Source organism: Acinetobacter sp. F-1 (assembly GCF_022869025.1).
Lineage (GTDB): Bacteria > Pseudomonadota > Gammaproteobacteria > Pseudomonadales > Moraxellaceae > Acinetobacter > Acinetobacter pseudolwoffii.
The window spans coordinates 36,301-55,495 of sequence record NZ_JAJKFX010000013.1; the positions used below are offsets into that span (position 1 = coordinate 36,301).

Consider the following 19,195-nt stretch of genomic DNA (forward strand, 5'->3'; position numbering starts at 1 on the left):
CTGAAATTTTTGGGCATAAATTAGCGGTTTTTTATTGCGGTGGATTTGAGCAGAGTGATGACTAAGACAGAGAAAAGCTGGACAGGTAATATACACTTGGGGGCAAAGGTGGATATTGATGTGGTCTTAAATCAGTTGGTACATGCTTTTAATAGCTCTCCTTTTTTTAAGCATAATGGCATGAGCATGCGGGTGGTGGAAGGCCAGATCGAAGCCTATGTCGAAATGCAGGATTTTATGGTTGGGAATGTCGCGTTTCAAATTTTGCATGGCGGTCTTGCGGCCACGGTACTCGATAGTGTCGGTGGAATTGTAGCGATGGGGGAGCTATATAAAAAAGCTGAACCTGAAACGATTGCAGATACCATTAAAAAAGTGTCGCGTTTGGCGACAGTGGATATGCGGGTGGATTATCTGGCGCCCGGGCGTGGTAAATATTTTATCGCGCGGGCAGAAACCTTACGTTTGGGGCGTAAGGGCTGCACCATGCGTATGACCATGGTCAATGATGAAGATAAGCCAATTGCTACAGCGATTGCATCTTATGCTTATTGAGGGTAAGAGATAGAAAATAAAAAGCACTGTTGAACAGTGCTTTTTTAGCTTTCGACCTTCAGATCGATACAGGTTATAGATCTGATTTGGCCCGTTTTAAGGCCTTCTGCCATTTGGCTAAATGAGCTTCACGCTCATCATTTTTCATTTTTGGTTCAAAGGCACGTTCAAGTTGCCAAGACTGCGAAATTTCCTCCAGACTGGAAAATATTCCGGATTTTAATCCGGCCATGGCGGCTGCCCCCCAAGCGGTAGACTCCAGCATTTTCGGACGCAGCACCGGCACATTGAGAATATCTGCCTGAAACTGCATCAGCATGTCATTGCTACTGGCACCGCCATCGACCCGTAATTCTTTTAAAGGGTGGGCAATATCGGATTGCATTGCACTGAGGACATCCGATACCTGAAAAGCGATTGATTCTAAGGCTGCTCGGGCGATATGCGCTTGAGTCGTACCACGAGACATGCCACAGAGCAGGGCACGCGCTTCACTGTCCCAATGCGGTGCGCCAAGTCCGGTAAAGGCCGGAACCAAAACCACGCCGTCGGTATCCTCAACTTTACAGGCCAGTTTTTCGATATCATTGCTTTTTTGAATAATCCCGAGACCATCACGTAGCCATTGCACTACCGCACCTGCCATAAAGACGCTGCCTTCCAGTGCATAGGTAGTTTGACCCTGCGCTTGCCAGGCAAGGGTAGAAAGCAGTTTATTCTGACTGAGCTGGATGTCTTGACCGGTATTGAACAGCATAAAACAGCCGGTGCCATAGGTATTTTTTGCGCTACCCACTTCAAAACAGGATTGACCAAACAGTGCAGATTGCTGATCACCTAGAATACCGGTAATGGGGATATTGGCACCGAGTAAACCTGAAGCGGTGTCAGCGATATAATTATCCGAGGAAATAATTTTTGGTAAGACCGAAGCAGGAATATGAAACAGCTCCAGCAGTTCTTCGTCCCAAGTTTGTTGATGCAGATTCATCAGCATGGTACGGGAAGCATTGCTGGCTTCAATCACATGTTCTGCGCCTTGAGTCAGGTTCCAGATCAGCCAGCTATCGATAGTACCAAAAGCGACATGACCCTGTTCAGCCAGTTCACGTACGCCTTCTACATGCTCCAGAAACCAGACCAATTTTCCTGCACTAAAATAAGGATCAATCCGTAGACCGGTTTTCTGCTGAATTTTGCACATCCAGCCCTGTTCAATCAGCTGGTTACACCAGTCAGAAGTTCGACGGTCTTGCCAGACGATTGCCGGAGCGAGCGGTTTGCCGTTTCTACGATCCCAGACTACGGTCGTTTCGCGCTGGTTAGTCAGGCCAAGGGCTTTAATATCTTTTGCCAGAATACCTGCAGTCGCCAAAGCTTGTTGTACCACGGCAATCTGTGAGCTCCAGATTTCTTGAGCATCCTGTTCCACCCAGCCCGAATGTGGGGTGTGGATATGCGTTTCACGTTGAGCCGTTGCCTGAACTTGTCCATGTTCATTAAAAATAATGGCCCGACTTGACGTAGTTCCCTGATCTAGTGCCAGTAAATAGCTCATAATTTTTCTGTTATTTGGCTTGAAAAGTAAAATATTAGCGCAATAATGTAATTAAGCACATCAAGTTGTGTAAATGTTCAGAAAATACATCGTAATTTTTGACATTTATGCTATGATTGCCTTGTACTTTGGGGGTGTTTCTGGCTTCGACGCTGGTGATGAAACTCATAGATGCATGCCGAGAGCGCATTTTCTCTCGTAAATCAAATTTGCATTTTTTAGTCGCAAACGACGAATCATACGCTCTAGCTGCCTAAGGGCAGCTTGTCCGCCTCTCCGAATACTTGTGGTTAGAGAGTCCGACTGAAGCGCACGCACACAAGTCCGTATAAAGCCAAGCCTCGGGGCTTTGTACTAAATTAAGAGGATCGCGATTTGTATCCTGTTCGTCGGGTCACAAAGAGTTAAAATAATAGACGATATCTAAGCATGTAGTATTCTCGAGCGTAGTGCTGGCGGACGCGGGTTCAACTCCCGCCACCTCCACCAAAATTCTTTCCGAAGTAATCCATCGGAATCTAAAAAAGCCTTTAAACTCAATGTTTAAAGGCTTTTTTTTATGCCTGTTTGTCCGATTCTATCCAAAGCCATTTGACCCTATATTTGCTGTTTGTGGGTCAATATTGGGACAATTTGACCCACTAAATAAGTTTAATTACGTGGGACAAAGATATGTCACTTACTGATGTAATGTGTAAAAAAGCACTACCGCAGGAAAAACAATACCGCCTTTCTGATGTTAATGGTCTGTCTTTACGAATCGATCCGAATGGGAAAAAATATTGGTCTATCCGGTATACGGAAAATGGACAACGGAAGTCTAAAGCATTAGGTATATATCCTGAGCTGAGTCTAAAGCGTGCAAGGGAGATCGCGCTTGATCTGAGATATAAACTCAAGAATACAGTTGAGGTCCAAGAAGAGCAGCCTTATTTTAAGGAGGTTGCAGAGAATTGGTTCAATACTCAAAAAGAAACCTGGTCATCCAAACATATCAGTAATGTTCGAGCTTCATTAGATGAGCTCTATATTGCTCTTGCTAATAAGCGTATTAACCAGATTGAGGCACCTGAGATTCTTCAGATCATCAAGAAAATTGACGCTAGGGGTTCTACTGAAGTTGCCAAGCGAACCTTATCGAGATGTGGAATGGTGATGAATTATGCTATTGCGCATGGTTATAGAAATAGTAATCCCGCACGTGATCTAGTGGGGGTGGTAAAAAGTAAAAAGGTGAAAAACCTAGCAGCTTTGTCTGAATCTGAGATGCCTGAATTTCTCAGACGTATTAAGGCTTATCCTGCCGATGCTCAAACACATCATGCCATTATCCTAATTATGCTTACAGGTGTTCGAGTAAGTGAGTTGCTACAAGCACGCTGGGAAGAATTTGATCTGGAAGGGCGTAAGTGGGATATCCCTGAAGAGCGTATGAAGAACCGTCTTCCGCATCGTGTACCATTGACGGACATGATGATTGCTGAGCTAAAGGCTTTGAGGCTTACTCATAATCAGGAACTGTTATTTCCACATCGTTTGAATAACAAAGAATCGATGCGTAGTGAGTCTATTTTGGCTGTGATCAAACGTTCAGGCTATGCGGGACGAATGACCACACATGGTTTTAGATCTCTATTCAGTACTGTCGTAAATGAATCGAATCTGTTTAATCCAGATGCAATTGAGCGCCAGCTTGCTCATGTGCCTCAAAATAGAATTCGCTCGGCCTATAACCGAGCACAGTACTGGGATGAGAGGGTAAGGTTGATGGAGTGGTATGGGGAGCAAGTGAAAGAGTGGGTGGCTCAAACAGCTGAGTTTTGACGTTGCTTACACCTAATAGATTCTTAGATTTATCCTGGTCAAATTTACTCTGAAAGAGATTAATTGAAGTAAGTAAATTACTTTGAAGACGTGCGTATGCACGTCTTTTTTTGTCCATTATTTTAGAAAGGTCGCGTAAATATAGGTGAAATTTCTATAGCGACTTAAGGAGGTGGAGCTGAATCTTAAGTAATATCTCTGTTTTCATACGCTTCTACTTTGATATATAAGATTGATAATTTAGTAAGATTAGGTACCTTAAAATATGATTTAGAGATCTAAAATTTAAGGGATAGTAATTATCTAATTTTTATAGAATGTCCTATTTTTAATACTTTTAGGCTATAATTTTTAAAGTTTAAAATAAAACAGACTTATATATTAATACTTATTTTCTCATTTTGGATATGAAAGGAAAGAAGACTAATGACTCTATCGTGGCTAGGGGATACTGAGGACTTTTATTCAAACCTGTTTGCTTACTTGAAAAGAAAATTTCCTCATAGATTTAAAGCTTTTCAATTGATTGGGCAAAATGCTACAGATGTGAGCATTTATCATGAGACCATCGTTGCGTTAGAACAGGTGCATCAGGTGCTTAGAAAAATTGCAAATAGGTCTGCACCTACTCGGGATAAGTATGAGACAGCGCTAAAAAATAATGATGCCGAACAAGCTCAATCAATAATTGACTTCTATCAGAAGCTAATCGATGTTGCTGGACCTGAGTTATGTGATGCTTATAAGACTTTTAATCGCAATTATTATTGGGATTCTTTGCTTGCTCACTATGTACGTTTTGTAGATGAGAATTTTCCTCTATATGAGAAGTTTTTGTCATCGTGGAATTCTAAAAAAAATACTCTTGATATAGAGTCTTTCTTTTTATTCATAGAGGTATATCAAGTAGCTCTAGATTTGCAGAGGGGGGGGATTTCTTCAAGTCTTAAGCAGGTTATTCAAGATCAGAATGATGCATACAATAGATTAGTTGCTGATTACGATGAGTTAGTGCGTAGTGGGGAGCAGGTTGGTGTTAGTGTATTTGATATTACTTTACCAAAAGATATCTTTTTTGACGTAGTACGTGGTTTGGAGTCTACATTTAAATATGATTATTCAATATTGATGCAAGTTAGTCATGTACATAGAGCACCAAGAAATCAGTATACGATTTCTTATCTGGTATTGTATAAAGCGTCATTATATACAACCTCCTCCAACTTTATAAAATGGTGTAAATCAATTCTTTTGAAAAAATGGGGAGAGCATATTTTTGATAGGTTCATTCAGTTTTTTGATCAGGAAGCTTTAATTAAAGATGTCTTCCAAAAAAATGTTTTCGTTGGAAAGCTTACAGCTAAGCAGCAAGATAATTTCAGAAATACATTTTTAAAATACTTTTTCGCAAGTATTTTTTTGTTCCGAATGGATCAAGACTCTAAAGATGAAAATGAAGAAAAAGAAAAAGAAAAGGGTTTAGTTCTTAATACCCATCAATTTTGGGAAGAAAAAATATACATCGATGACGTAAAGCAAGGAAGAGATCGCTCAAATAACAAAGTAGCTTCCAATACCATTCCAGAGTATTTGAGTGATTTGTTGGATGATTTTGATATCGATAAAATTGATAAATATTTTAACCGTAAGAACTTGCCAGATCAGGCTCGTAATCGTTTGAGATTATTAGAGTATGTATATCGACAGCAAAGTGTTGTTTCACTAAAGTCAGCTCTCTTAGATGATTTAATACGAATAGAGACTTTCTTAACTTGTCTAAACTATGACTCAGTTTTTGAATATTCAGCAAATTCTAGTGCTGATAGGTTTCAAAAATCGCCTCGAATGTCTAAGCTGTCCCCTTTGTTGCAACAATTTAGTTTAGTTTCTCAACTAAGCTGTCTGATCAATGAAAAGAATTTGGATATAGGGCTACGAACTCAAGCAGTTAGATTTACTCACCAGTTTCTAGACTTTTTTAATGAAGATTATTTGCTCTCAAATTTGGATGAACTAAGACAGCATTTAAACGAATATCGTCGAGATGAGCTTAAGCCTAATCTCAAAGAGGAAGCTGCAAGCTTAAAGAAAGCAGAATCAACCAAAGCAAGTATTCAAAATTATCTTGAGCAAATTTTAAAAAAAGATGTAATTGTGATGCGCTTCATCTTTGGATGTAACCGGGTTAGAGATGGGAAGCTTTTTGATGAGATGTTCCGAGATTATATTGAAAATTTAAAACGCCGATATACCGCAGGTGCCAAACTGATTGGTCATGTTGGAGCCTATGTAACCTGCGACAGAAAACACTCTATTGATGCAACCTTGTTGTTCGAGTTTAACGAACAAGAGGAAATTGAGTCTCAGCAGCTAAAAGAGGAGGTTATCAAATATTGGAAAGAATATGCTTCAATTAAAGCGGTTCAGATTGAGGACTTTAACAAACGGCATGGGCAATCAGATAAAGTTATACATAACCCTTTTGATGAGTACCTAGGGAGAGATTTAACCGCCATCTCAGTTGCTATTGTGAAAACAGAAAATCTGTTAAAGGATACTTATATTGAAGTTAGACCAGGGCAAAATAAAGTTATTAAGTTGTTGGTTCAATGCCTGGCTGAATTCTATGCTTACTGTCCTATGGTTCTAATGAATAAAGATGACTTAAAATACTTGCCAAGGAAAAGCTATTTGATTTTGGGTCGAATTCGAACTAAAAATACTAAAAAAAGAGAAAAAATATTAAAGTCTATTGAGTCAGCATCAACGCTAGAGAGTGCGGAGGGACGCTTAGTATCCTGCTCAGTAGAGAGTGATAAGCAAAATGATTTAGGCAACTGTGATTTGTCTAATACGCAATATATCCCATCAGAGATTTCTGAAAGTGCTAATCAGATAACTCAACAGCAGGCTAATTTGCAAGATATTTACGAAGAAAGTCCAGCATCAAATCAAGAAAATGAGTCCATGCAAATCAATAGCCCCGAGTTATTCTCTCATACAAATCATACTGTGCTGATCAAAAGTAATAAACAGATTAGGGCGCATGAACGGGTAAAAATTATTAATCCTGTTATTAAGAAAAAGACAGCTTTTGTAAAGCCAGATCCTGACCAAATTGCAGCTGAAAAAAGAGCGAAATCTAAAAAATAAAGATGCTTAACTTACGCTTCACTTTTCCCTATAAATATAGGGAAATTTGTAAGATTTTCCCTGTTTGCTATAGAAGTAGAGGTTTTCATTTCAGTCTTGCACTTGTTAGCTTATTTTAGTTTGAGAGTAGCTAGGATAATATATTTAATATTATTAAATACTTAAACAACTTAATAACCTTCATCATCCCCAAATGATGAAGGTGTTTTATTGAGAGAAAAATAATCTACCTCCTTCAAATTTAAAAAATACAGATCAGTCACTCCTATGGAATTAACCATAGGACACCAACGATGAACGAACCACAAATCTTACTCGCTATTGAAAACCAGATGAAGGAAGTGATTAAGAAAACGTATCGCTGGCAAGAGCTCGAATCTGACTTAAACAGATTAAGAGAAGATGCCAAATTAATTTATGATTCAAACAGAACCTACAGCCCTTTGATTCAGGCTTACTTTGATCTGCTCCCTGAGCACATTAAAAAAGATAATGAGGATATTTTTTTTACTCATGCTGCATTTAAACACTTTCAAAGTGGGTTAAGGAAAGAACACAAATCATTTTTAAGAAATAATAAAAATAAGAGAGAACTTAATTGGGAGCCATTAAGAACGTACTTTGAAGATATGGTCAGACATCATTGTAAGCTGCTTTTGGTACGGGTCGATTTAAATTATCCAGCAGAGACACATCCAGGCGTTACTAAGTTTGATGAACATATGAGAGTACTGCTTAAACGGATACATGACAAAGATACGATTTTTAAAGATCAAATTGGATATGCATATCGTCTTGAGCAGGGAGGAAAGTCGAGAGGCTACCATTGTCATTTACTAGTGATCTATAACGGTTCACTTCACTGTAATGACAACTATTATGGACATGAGATTGGTCAGTTATGGAGGAAGAAGATTACCCAGGGAAGTGGTGGTTTTTTTAATTGTAATCAGGCCTCCAATAAGCAGCGCTATCGGAATAAAGGTACGCTAGGTATAGGAATGATTAAACGATGCAACGAAAAGAGTGTACATAACGCTTTTAATGTAATCCGTTATTTGGCTATGTCTGAGAAAGCGGATCAATACCTGCGAGTATGGTGGAAAAAAAAGAGTCAATTTAATATGGCACAAAATCCATGGAAAGGCATCGATCCCAAAAAATCATAGATATACATCATCTACATGAACAATGAGTGTTTCTTTACACATTCAAAGGCTTATCAGACGGTAAGCCTTTTTTTATTTTAGAGGTATATCTTATGAATATTACATGTCCCTACTGTTATTCCGAAAACGTCAGCCGTGTGGTAAATCAACAGCCAGCCAATCAGGGCAGCCTGTCTTCCATGACCTGTGCCGGTATTGGTGCCAGCATTTCTAAAAGTTTGCCGATGCCGATCTCTCCGTGGATGGGGGGAATTGCAGGGGCAGTGGTTGGTGGTTTGATTGATAGTTTCATTCAGCCATCTCGACCAGCAGTAGCATCCGTTCGTTATTTCCACTGCCATCATTGCCAACGCAATTTTGATTAACCCGGTTCAGGAGAAAAGATATGGCGCATCAAGTCGAACAAATGGCGTATGTCGGTGATACTCCCTGGCATGGTCTAGGGAATCAACTCACTCAGAATCAGCCTATTGAAGTGTGGGCACAGCAGGCAGGCATGGATTGGCGGATTGAATCCTCCGATGTTAGCTACATGGCACAGAATGCACGTGGGCAGAGCATCATCATGCCTTATGAAGAACAGCGGGTGCTGTATCGTTCCGATACTCATGCGCCCTTGTCTGTGGTCAGTCAGCGGTATCAGGAAGTGCAACCGATGGAGATTCTGGAGTTCTATCGGGATCTGACTGAGCAATCCGGCTTTGAACTGGAAACCGCTGGTGTACTCAAAGGCGGGAAGAAGTTCTGGGCATTGGCCCGTACCGGACAATCTACGGCACTGAAGGGCAAGGATGTCAGTAATGGTTATATTCTGCTGGCAACTGCCTGTGACGGTACGTTGGCCACCACAGCACAGTTCACCAATATCCGGGTGGTATGCAATAATACCTTAGCCATTGCCCTACGTGGACAAAGTAGCAGTGCTGGTGTCGTGAAAGTGCCACACAGTACTAAGTTTGATGCTGACAAAGTTAAGCAGCAATTGGGCATCTCAGTCCGTGCCTGGGATGAGCATATGTATGAGATGAAACAGCTGACTCAGCGTAAAGTCACTCAAGGAGAAGCCGCTGCCTATTTTGATGCCGTGTTTAATAACACTAGCTTAAGTATTGCAGATCAGGAAGAGAACATCATTCAGTTCTATCGCAATATGACTACTCCAAATCCAGCCAAAGAAAAGTCTGAACCGAATGGACGCGCTATGACTAAAGTCATGGACATGTTTAATGGACAAGGTCGTGGTGCAGAACTCAGCTCAGCCAAAGATACCGCTTATGGCTTACTTTGTTCAATTACCGAATTTGCCGATCATGAACGTCGTGCCATGAGTACAGATCACCGCCTCGATTCAGCCTGGTTTGGTACAGGTGCTGCATTAAAGCAGCGTGGACTGGAACAGGCACTACGTTTAGCTGTCTAAGCTTTTCAAACCAGTATGCTTAATTTAATGGATAAGGATCATGTAGATGATCCTTATCCAGTCAATACTCCCTTTTGCCACATCTTCGGATGTGGCTTTTTTTATGCCAAAAATTTTTACAGACCTCACTATTTATAAGGATTAAAGCATGAATCAGATTGCACCGATAAATCCCCCTCAACGAACTCATTTCCCAATTCCGAATGAGAGCAATCAATCAAATACAGTCGCTAAACGAACAACGACAGCCAAGCGTTTAGCTAATACCAAAAACATGGATTACCAGGAATGGCTGGAAGTACGTAAGCAAGGTATTGGCAGTAGTGATGCCGCAACCGCCTGCGGCCTCAACCCTTACATGTCAATGTTGGAACTCTGGATGATCAAGACCGGTCGAACTCAGCAGAATATAGATGATGATAGCTCAGGCGTTGCACCGTTGTATTGGGGCAAACAGCTAGAGCCATTGGTGGCTGAGTACTACAGTCTGCACACCAATAATAAAGTGAGACGAGTGAATGCCGTGCTTCAGCACCCCGATCCCGACAAAGCCTTTATGCTAGCAAATCTAGATTACTCAGTCGTGGGTAGTGATGACGTACAGATCCTGGAGTGTAAGACTGCCGGAGAACATGGTGCCAGACTATGGCGAGATGGTGTGCCTTTATACGTACTGTGTCAGGTACAGCACCAACTTGCAGTGACAGGTAAACAGGCAGCGCATGTCTGTGTCCTGATCTGTGGGCATGAAACCAAGATCTTTAAAGTCAGCCGTTCTGAATCAGTGATTCAACACATCATTCAGGCAGAGCGTTATTTCTGGGAATGTGTGGAAACGGATACTCCGCCATCAGTCGATGCCAGTGAATCCGCAGCCAAAGCCATTCTGCAACTCTATCCAGCGCATGTACCGCTGAGCGTTGAAGATCTCTCGCAAAATGAAAATGCCAATTTAATGTTTGATCAGCTCATTAAAATGAAAGAAGAGATTCAGCATAAGCAGGAACGCTTTGACCAGCTGAAGCATCACATCCAAATGCTGATGAAAGATGCTGAAAGAGCTGTGTTTAGTCGTGGCTCGGTGGTGTGGAAGAAAGCCAAGGACTCCATCAGTCTGAATACCAAGGCATTGCTTCAGCACCAGCCTGAACTTATTGAGCTTTATCCCCTTCAGAAGCAAGGCGGTCGTCGATTCAATATCTATACCGACTAGCCTGTTTCAGCCCATTCAATTAGCGAGGCGCAAAAACCGCTCCCCGCCCTCCATTCGCTAGGAATAGAGGGCAAACGGTCGCGGCTTTTGTTGCTAGCAACGTTATTCATTCATTTTTAGTTGATTCAATTATTTCGAAACATGCTTCTTACATATCTACGGCTGGTCTGCTAGCAATAATCTATTTCTGTTGATTGGATTTATTGAGTGTCTTTGAAACACGTCTCTTACATAGCAGCGGCAAATCTGTAAGAAAATAAATTTAAGGATATTTTCCATGATTAAAGGTTTAGCGATTACACCACCAGCTCTAGGGCGTATCAGTATTGGTCGGGTAGTAGAAAAGAATGGCAAACGCCTACCGGAAAAAGATGATCAATTCACCATTACGTCCCAAATCCAAAGCAAAGAAGGATGGGTGAAACATCCACTGGATGAACAGCTTCGAGCCAATACGCCGAATCAAAAACTACGCTCAATCCCTGTCAGAATGATCTTCAATGATCCTGACTTAAACCTACGTGCAGAGTACAGCCTGTTTGACCGTCAGACCGGTCGCCCTGTCTGTGTCGGTAATGGGGAAACCTGCCAGCGATTAACCAATCAAGGCGTAGAGCAACATCCCTGTCCATCGCCAGATTTATGTCCTCTTGCTCAAGGTGGCAACTGCAAACCTTATGGACGTTTACATGTGAACCTGGATGACTCGGATGAGTTTGGTACCTTCATCTTTAGAACTACAGGCTTTAACAGTATTCGGACTTTGGCTGCACGGCTGAGTTATTACCATGCCGCTTCAGGAGGCTTATTGTCTTGCTTGCCTTTGCAACTGACTTTAAGAGGAAAAAGCACCACACAAAGCTATCGTCAGCCGGTGTATTACGTGGATCTAACTTTAAGGGAAGGGATTAACTTGAATGATGCGATTGCTCAAGCCAGGCAAATTGATGAGCAGAGTAAACAAGCTGGGTTTTATCAGGAGGCTTTGGACTTTACGGCAAGGAAGGGTTTTGCCAATGCGCGATTTGAAACAGATATAGAGGAAGGGTTGGATGTGCTGGATGAATACTATCCTGAACAAGAACAGAACCGGGCAGTGGAGCAACAAACTTCGCCTGAAGGGTTTGTACAAGATATTCAACAGGGGTTGCAGCAAAGTGTAAGAGCGGTGAATTAGGCCAAGGTGCTGAAGTATTCAAATTAGTTTTTTACAGAACGTCCTGATTGTTTGAGCGGTAGACAGCTCGCTTAAACAATCTAAGGAGAATCAGTCATGAATACATTTATTGGTCAAACATTTCAAATGAATCAGCTTATCAATATCAAACAAGTTGTGCTGTTTACAGGAGTAGGACGTTCAACTATCTATGAAATGATGGATGAGAATTCACCTTATTACGATCCTACATTCCCAAGGAAAGTTAAAATTACTCAAAATCGTATCGGCTGGTCAGCTTATGAGATCCATCAATGGATTGAAAGTAAGTTGGCGAGTCGAGAATAGAAAGGGAGCCTTTGCTCCCTTATTTTTTTGTTTCAAGCTATTCAACCTAAGTTTAAAAGCATGCAGTATTTGCTTTTATATTTTAGAAATAATGGTTATCTTTAAATATATGATAAAAATTAAGTTATTCGCTTTGAGGATATATGTCTAAAAAAGATTTGTCAGAACGTGAGATCTGCACTCGTTTTATCTATCCCGCTTTAATAAATGCAGGGTGGACAGCGCAACAGATCCGTGAAGAAGTGACTTTTACCAAAGGTCAAATCATGGTTCGTGGCAAATTACATACCCGCGGTGAGACCAAACGTGCAGACTATATTCTTTACTATAAAAAGAACATTCCAATTGCGGTGATTGAAGCCAAAGACAATAAACATACTTTAGGTGCTGGTATGCAGCAGGCGCTTGGTTATGCTGACTGTTTACAAACTCCATTTGTATTTTCAACGAATGGAGATGGCTTTCTTTTACATGACCAGACAGAATTGTTTAATTCCAATAAGGTGGAAACAGAACTAGGTTTAGATCAATTCCCACCGCCAGATTTCTTATGGAATCTATATCAACAGCATCATGGTTTAATAACACCTGAAGCAAAAGCAATTGTCGAATTTCCTTACTACGATGATGGTACAGATCGTGCACCTCGTTATTATCAAACCAATGCAATTAATAAGACTCTGGAAGTAATTGCCCGTGGGCAAGATCGTGTCTTATTGGTTATGGCAACAGGCACAGGTAAGACCTATACAGCTTTTCAGATCATTTGGCGTCTATGGAAATCTGGTGCTAAAAAACGCATTCTCTTTTTGGCTGACCGTAATATTTTAGTTGATCAAACCAAGAATAATGACTTTAAACCGTTTGGCGATAAGATGACGAAAATCACCAATCGCACGGTTGATAAAAGCTATGAAATCTATCTGTCTTTATACCAGGCTGTAACAGGTTCAGAAGAAGAGAAGAACATCTATAAGCAGTTTAGTCCTGAATTCTTTGACCTGATCGTAATTGATGAATGTCATCGTGGCAGTGCTAAAGAAGATTCCGCATGGCGTGACATTCTTGAATATTTTAATTCAGCGACCCACATTGGTTTAACTGCGACACCTAAAGAGACCAAAGACACATCCAACATCACTTATTTTGGTGAACCTGTATATACCTATACCTTGAAACAGGGAATTCAAGACGGTTTCCTCGCGCCTTATAAAGTGATCCGTATTGATATTGATAAAGACCTCAAAGGTTGGCGACCAACCAAGGGTCAAAAAGATAAGCATGGCAACGAAATCGAAGACCGTATCTACAATTTAAAAGATATGGATAAAACATTGGTTTTGGAAAAACGTACAGAGCTTGTTGCACAGAAAATTACTGACTATTTGAACAGCACTGATCCGTATGCCAAAACCATTGTGTTCTGTGACAATATCGATCATGCAGAGCGTATGCGTCAGGCTCTTATGAACCTGAACCCTGATAAAATTAAAGAAAATCGCAAGTATGTCATGCGTATTACAGGGGATGATCAAGAAGGTAAAGCTGAACTAGATAACTTCATTAACCCTGAAGAACGTTATCCTGTCATTGCAACTACTTCCAAGCTCATGACCACAGGGGTTGATGCGCAAACTTGTAAATTGATTGTTCTCGATCAGCATATTCAGTCCATGACAGAGTTCAAGCAGATCATTGGTCGTGGTACACGGGTAAATGAAGAGTTTGGAAAGTCTTGGTTCACGATTATGGACTTTAAAAAAGCCACTGAGCTGTTTAGCGATCCTACATTTGATGGTGAACCTGTGGTGATCTATGAGCCGAAAGGTGATGATCCTATTGTGCCACCAGAAGAAGGTGAGGATTCCATAGGTGGTGATGACGTAGAGCCTAAACCTTTTGATCCACCTACTGGTGGTGAAGGAGAAGATCCCGAAGGTGAAACACCTAAGAAATTTGTGGTCAACAATGTGCATGTTAGCGTGATTGGTGAGCGTGTTCAATTCTATGATAACGATGGCAAGCTCGTCACAGAATCCCTGAAGGATTATACCCGTGAGCACATTTTGAAGGACTATGAATCCTTAGATACCTTCCTGAGAAAATGGAAAGGGGCAGAAAAGAAATCACTGATTATTGAAGAGTTTCAAAAACAAGGGGTGATTTTTGAAGCACTAGAAGATGAAGTTGGCAAGGACTTCGATGCTTTTGATCTGATTTGTCACATTGCTTTTGATCAGCCAGCACTGACTAAAAAAGAACGGGCCAATAACGTCCGTAAACGCAATTACTTTACCAAGTACAACGAGCAGGCGCGTCAGGTATTAGATGCATTGCTAGACAAATTTGCCGACCAAGGAATTCAGCCGATTGAAGATGTGCAGATTTTAAAAGTTCCGCCTTTTAATCAGATGGGGTCGCTCATGGAGATTATTCAATCGTTTGGTTCGGTTGAAGAATATACAAAAGCACTGAAAGAACTGGGCGATCAACTTTATGATGATGTGTCATAAGGTTGCGGTCTGTTAAACTCTTGCGCAAATTTAATATTAATGATTTGAAGTTTAATTATGAGCATTTCGGGAACAATTAAGTCTATTCAAGATACCATGCGTGAAGATGTAGGTGTAGATGGTGATGTACAACGCCTAGGTCAGTTGGTTTGGATGCTTTTCCTGAAAGTTGTGGATGACCGTGAAAAAGAAGCAGAAACACTCGCACTTTTTGAAGGTAAGACCTTTAAATCCCCAATACCTGAAGAATTCCGCTGGCGTAATTGGGCAGCCAATGATGAAGGTATTACAGGTGATGCGCTTAAAGATTTTATTGATAATCAGCTTTTCCCAAGATTACAAAATCTTGCTCAAGAAAATGATGATCCTCGTGCGCGCGTAGTTCAATCTGTATTTTCAGATGCCTATAACTATATGAAGTCAGGCGGTCTGATTCGTAAAGTGATTAACCAAATCCAAAAAGGTTTTGACTTTAATAAATCGACTGAACGTCATGCCTTTGGTGACATTTACGAGCAATTGTTGCGTGATTTGCAAAATGCCAAAAACTCAGGTGAGTTTTATACACCTCGTGCTGTCACAACGTTTATGGCGCAAATTATTGATCCAAAATTAGAAGAATCAGTACTTGATCCTGCATGTGGTACGGGCGGATTTTTAACGTCTGCGATTGAGCATAAGCGTGAGCAATATGTAAAAAATGCCGATGATGAAAAAGTACTGCATGACAGTATTTTTGGTATTGAGAAAAAACCTTTACCACATTTGCTATGTACGACTAATATGATTTTGCATGGCATTGATGTGCCAGTGCAGATTCGCCGAGATAATACACTGTCTTATCCGCTGATTTCATGGGGACCTGACAAGCGTGTAGATGTGATTCTGACCAACCCACCTTTTGGTGGTACGGAAGAACAAGGCATTGAGAAGAATTTTCCATCTAAGTTTCAAACCCGTGAAACGGCTGACCTGTTTATGGTGCTGTTGATTCAGCTTTTAAAAGCCAATGGTCGTGCAGCCGTGGTTTTACCTGATGGCTTTATGTTTGGTGAAGGGATTAAAACTGCCATTAAAGAAAAGTTGATGACGGATTGTAATCTGCATACCATTGTACGTTTACCGAAGTCTGTTTTTGCACCGTATACATCCATCAGTACCAATATTTTATTCTTCACCAAAGGCAAAAAGACCGAAGATATTTGGTTCTATGAGCATCAATTGCCACAAGGCGTAAAAGCCTATAACAAGACCAAGCCGATTCAGCTCAAAGAGTTTGATGCTTTAAAAGCGTGGTGGGGCAACGAAGCTGACGGTTTTGCCAGTCGTGTGGAAAATGAACAGGCGTGGAAAGTCTCTAAGCAAGAGATTTTAGATCGTAACTACAATTTAGATATTAAGAATCCGCATCAAGTGGAGGAGGAAGTTAAAGACCCTGAGGAATTGTTGGCGCAGTATGCGGATTTACAGGCTGAGATCAGCAAAATCCGTAATCAGCTAAAAATGATTTTAGATGAAGCGTTAAGCCAATAATTTAGGGTGAATGAGATGACCGATGTAAAACAGCTCATTACTGAGCATTTAGATATTTGGCTGACTGCGGAAACTGAAAAGAAGTCAGGGCGTGGGCGTAGTTCGGGTGCGAAAGATACCATTTATGGTGTGCAAAAACTTCGTGAATTGATTTTAGATTTAGCGATTCGAGGTAAATTAGTTGCCCAAAACCCTAATGGTGAACCTGCAAGTGAACTATTAAAAAAGATTTCAACGGAAAAAGAAAAACTGGTTAAAGAGGGAAAGATTAAAAAGGCTAAGCCATTACCAATATTGGATGAGACTCCATTTACTATTCCTAGCAATTGGGTTTGGGGGTATTTACAAGATTTGAGTAGTTATATTCAACGTGGTAAAAGTCCAAAGTACACTGAAAAGTCTAATCGAATTGTGGTTTCACAAAAATGTGTCCGTTGGCAAGGATTAGATTTATCACCAGCTAGATTTATTGAACCTGAAAGTCTGGATAAATATGAAGAAATTCGTTTTCTTCAACAAGATGATATTTTATGGAACTCAACGGGAACAGGAACAATAGGTAGAGCTTGCTTATTTGAAATAAATGAGAATTTTGAAAAAGTTGTAGCTGATAGTCATGTAACAGTTGTTAGACTATTAAATGATATTGCTAAATTTATATATTTAGTAATTAGAAGTCCTTATATTCAAAAAGATTTGGAGGATTCCGCTTCAGGAACTACGAATCAGATTGAATTAAATACATCTACCGTTCAACAAACAAAAATTCCATTACCACCACTCGAAGAACAACAACGTATCGTTGTAAAAGTTGATGAACTGATGCAACTATGCGATCAGCTTGAGCAACAACAAACTTTAAGCAGTGATGCACATTCCACATTGGTCGATACTTTACTAAAAGCCTTAACTGAATCGAGCGATGCCGATGATTTTCAAGGCAACTGGCAACGCATTGTTGCAAACTTTGATCTGTTATTTAACACTGAATACAGCATCGAGCAGTTAAAACAAACTGTTTTACAGCTTGCTGTGATGGGTAAATTGGTCAAACAAGACCCAAGTGATGAACCTGCAAGTGAGTTGCTTAAAAAAATTGCCTATGAAAAAGCCAAGCTGATTAAAGAAGGCAAGATTAAGAAGTCGAAGCCTTTGCCTGAGATAACTGAGGATGAAAAGCCGTTTGAATTGCCGAGTGGGTGGGAGTGGTCTCGCTTAAATAATATTGTGTCTATTTTAGGGGATGGCTTACACGGAACACCGGAATATGAAGATAATACTGAACTGTATTTCATCAATGGAAATAATTTAAATGATGGTGTGATTGAAATAAAAGATCATACGAAAACAGTATCTAAAGAATCCTTTGAAAAAAATAAAAAGGATCTATGCTTAAGAACTATGTTTGTCTCAATTAATGGGACTATTGGTAATGTTGCTTTTTATAATAATGAACCAGTAATTTTAGGAAAAAGTGCCTGTTATTTTAATATGATTGAGCCAACATCACTGCTTTTCATAAAATTGGTTTTTAATAGTCCATACTTCTTCGACTATGCTGAAAAATCTGTAACTAGTACGACTATCAAAAATTTATCATTGGCATCAATGAATAGGTTTCCTATACCGTTACCTCCATTGAATGAACAAAGGTTGATTGTAAAAAAAGTTAATCAACTTTTTTCTATCATTGAACAGCTTCAAGTTTTACAAAGTAAATTACAGAAAACCAAGCTTTATTTAGCAGATGCTTTGGTGGCGAATGCAGTTGAGAATGTCTAATGGGATCAATTAATACCAAGTATAGAAACAATTTACCTGTTTCTGATGCAACTGAGCGTTTGGTTAAATTTATTGAGTCCAAAGGCGGTAAAAATGTACATGATAGTCGTCATCAAAGACAAATTAGTAAAGATGGTTATGCTTTAGCAGGTGGATTAGTCTATGAATTCCCTCATAGAAAAGGATTAATGATCCAGTTAAATGCTGATCTTCCAAGCATTTATGTAAAAAGCATTTTATCAAATGGACAACATATTTTTGATGTGCTACCCGAAGCTAGAAAGTTTAATAAACCTGGTAAAGTTTATACTGAAAATAAGAAAGGGCATTCAACAAAAGGATATCATGCAGCATTGGACCATGAAGACTGGCTGGCTCCAAGTTCCAATAATCCTGTTGTTCTATTAAGTCTGATAGAAATTGATATTGCTAAAAAAGTAGTTGATCTGATAAGTGATTCTACATCAGCCAACTCGGAGATCTTGCCAACAAACATTAATAATGGCAAAACAATAATAGAACGTGGAATGTCTGTAGATAAATTAATTGAAGTATTAGATCGGCAAGAAGAAATAGGAAAAAAAGGAGAGGAGATTGCTTATCAATGGGAGTATGCACGAATTTTTGTTTTAGCAAACAATCCTAAACTTGTTACAAAAGCGATTACTCGTACTGCATTAGATAATGTATCTGCGGGCTATGATATGGAAAGTCACTATGAAGGTGAGTCACGATATATTGAAGTAAAGACTACGACCTTAAAAGCTAACTCTGACTTTTACTTTAGTTTAAATGAATATGAAGTATTAAAATCAAAAGGAAAAGAAGCTTATATTTATCGAGTAGTTCTTGATGAAAATGGTTCAGAACATGAAGTGATAGAAATTCATGATCCATTTGGGGAAAATCACCCTGAAGAGCTAAAAGCAGTAGCCTTTAAAGCAAAATTAAGCGATTTTAAGAAGTAATTA

The 19,195-nt window shown here is 39.9% G+C and carries 14 protein-coding genes and 1 other RNA gene; 14 read left to right on the top strand and 1 reads right to left on the bottom strand.

Annotated features, from left to right (window positions below; genetic code table 11):
* The first annotated feature begins 57 nt into the window (after positions 1-57).
* Positions 58-555: a thioesterase family protein gene (locus LOZ91_RS11855; RefSeq protein ID WP_180000918.1), complete on the top strand. Its 498-nt coding sequence runs from the start codon at positions 58-60 to the stop codon at positions 553-555.
* Positions 556-628: 73 nt separating this feature from the next.
* Here LOZ91_RS11855 and glpK read toward each other — a convergent pair whose 3' ends face one another.
* Entirely contained in the window at positions 629-2,113 is a 1,485-nt protein-coding gene (gene glpK / locus LOZ91_RS11860) for a glycerol kinase GlpK (protein WP_244783253.1), read from the bottom strand.
* A 130-nt stretch (positions 2,114-2,243) separates the two neighbouring features.
* Between glpK and ssrA the strand changes: the two genes are divergently transcribed.
* The 13 genes from ssrA to LOZ91_RS11925 all read left to right on the top strand — a co-directional run bounded on the left by ssrA (position 2,244) and on the right by LOZ91_RS11925 (position 19,192).
* Positions 2,244-2,602, top strand: a transfer-messenger RNA (tmRNA) gene (gene ssrA / locus LOZ91_RS11865).
* A 183-nt stretch (positions 2,603-2,785) separates the two neighbouring features.
* On the top strand, positions 2,786-3,937 hold the full coding sequence (locus LOZ91_RS11870; protein WP_244783254.1) for a tyrosine-type recombinase/integrase: 1,152 nt from the start codon (positions 2,786-2,788) through the stop codon (positions 3,935-3,937).
* Between the two features lie 426 nt (positions 3,938-4,363).
* Complete coding sequence (locus tag LOZ91_RS11875) at positions 4,364-7,090, top strand: hypothetical protein (RefSeq protein WP_244783255.1); 2,727 nt, start codon at positions 4,364-4,366, stop codon at positions 7,088-7,090.
* 293 nt (positions 7,091-7,383) lie between these two features.
* Complete coding sequence (locus tag LOZ91_RS11880; protein WP_244783256.1) at positions 7,384-8,259, top strand: inovirus-type Gp2 protein; 876 nt, start codon at positions 7,384-7,386, stop codon at positions 8,257-8,259.
* A 92-nt stretch (positions 8,260-8,351) separates the two neighbouring features.
* The gene (locus LOZ91_RS11885) at positions 8,352-8,624 is read left to right on the top strand and encodes a hypothetical protein (protein WP_244783257.1); all 273 of its coding nucleotides are present in this window, start codon (positions 8,352-8,354) and stop codon (positions 8,622-8,624) included.
* 20 nt (positions 8,625-8,644) lie between these two features.
* A complete protein-coding gene (locus tag LOZ91_RS11890; RefSeq protein WP_244783258.1) occupies positions 8,645-9,679 on the top strand; it encodes a DUF932 domain-containing protein in 1,035 nt (344 codons plus the stop codon).
* A 148-nt stretch (positions 9,680-9,827) separates the two neighbouring features.
* On the top strand, positions 9,828-10,892 hold the full coding sequence (locus tag LOZ91_RS11895; RefSeq protein ID WP_171542485.1) for a lambda-exonuclease family protein: 1,065 nt from the start codon (positions 9,828-9,830) through the stop codon (positions 10,890-10,892).
* A 277-nt stretch (positions 10,893-11,169) separates the two neighbouring features.
* Complete coding sequence (locus LOZ91_RS11900) at positions 11,170-12,069, top strand: hypothetical protein (protein ID WP_005262483.1); 900 nt, start codon at positions 11,170-11,172, stop codon at positions 12,067-12,069.
* A 96-nt stretch (positions 12,070-12,165) separates the two neighbouring features.
* Positions 12,166-12,396 carry an AlpA family phage regulatory protein gene (locus LOZ91_RS11905; protein WP_004811081.1) on the top strand — a complete coding sequence of 77 codons (231 nt, stop codon included), beginning with the start codon at positions 12,166-12,168 and terminating at the stop codon, positions 12,394-12,396.
* 143 nt (positions 12,397-12,539) lie between these two features.
* Positions 12,540-14,909 carry a DEAD/DEAH box helicase family protein gene (locus LOZ91_RS11910; RefSeq protein ID WP_218208923.1) on the top strand — a complete coding sequence of 790 codons (2,370 nt, stop codon included), beginning with the start codon at positions 12,540-12,542 and terminating at the stop codon, positions 14,907-14,909.
* 57 nt (positions 14,910-14,966) lie between these two features.
* Positions 14,967-16,442 (top strand): class I SAM-dependent DNA methyltransferase, encoded by a 1,476-nt coding sequence (locus tag LOZ91_RS11915; RefSeq protein ID WP_244783259.1) that lies wholly within the window; start codon positions 14,967-14,969, stop codon positions 16,440-16,442.
* A gap of 15 nt (positions 16,443-16,457) precedes the next feature.
* A complete protein-coding gene (locus LOZ91_RS11920) occupies positions 16,458-18,224 on the top strand; it encodes a restriction endonuclease subunit S (protein WP_244783260.1) in 1,767 nt (588 codons plus the stop codon).
* On the top strand, positions 18,224-19,192 hold the full coding sequence (locus tag LOZ91_RS11925) for a DUF3883 domain-containing protein (protein ID WP_180120117.1): 969 nt from the start codon (positions 18,224-18,226) through the stop codon (positions 19,190-19,192). The genes LOZ91_RS11920 and LOZ91_RS11925 overlap by 1 nt, the downstream gene beginning before the upstream one ends.
* Positions 19,193-19,195: the final 3 nt, after the last annotated feature.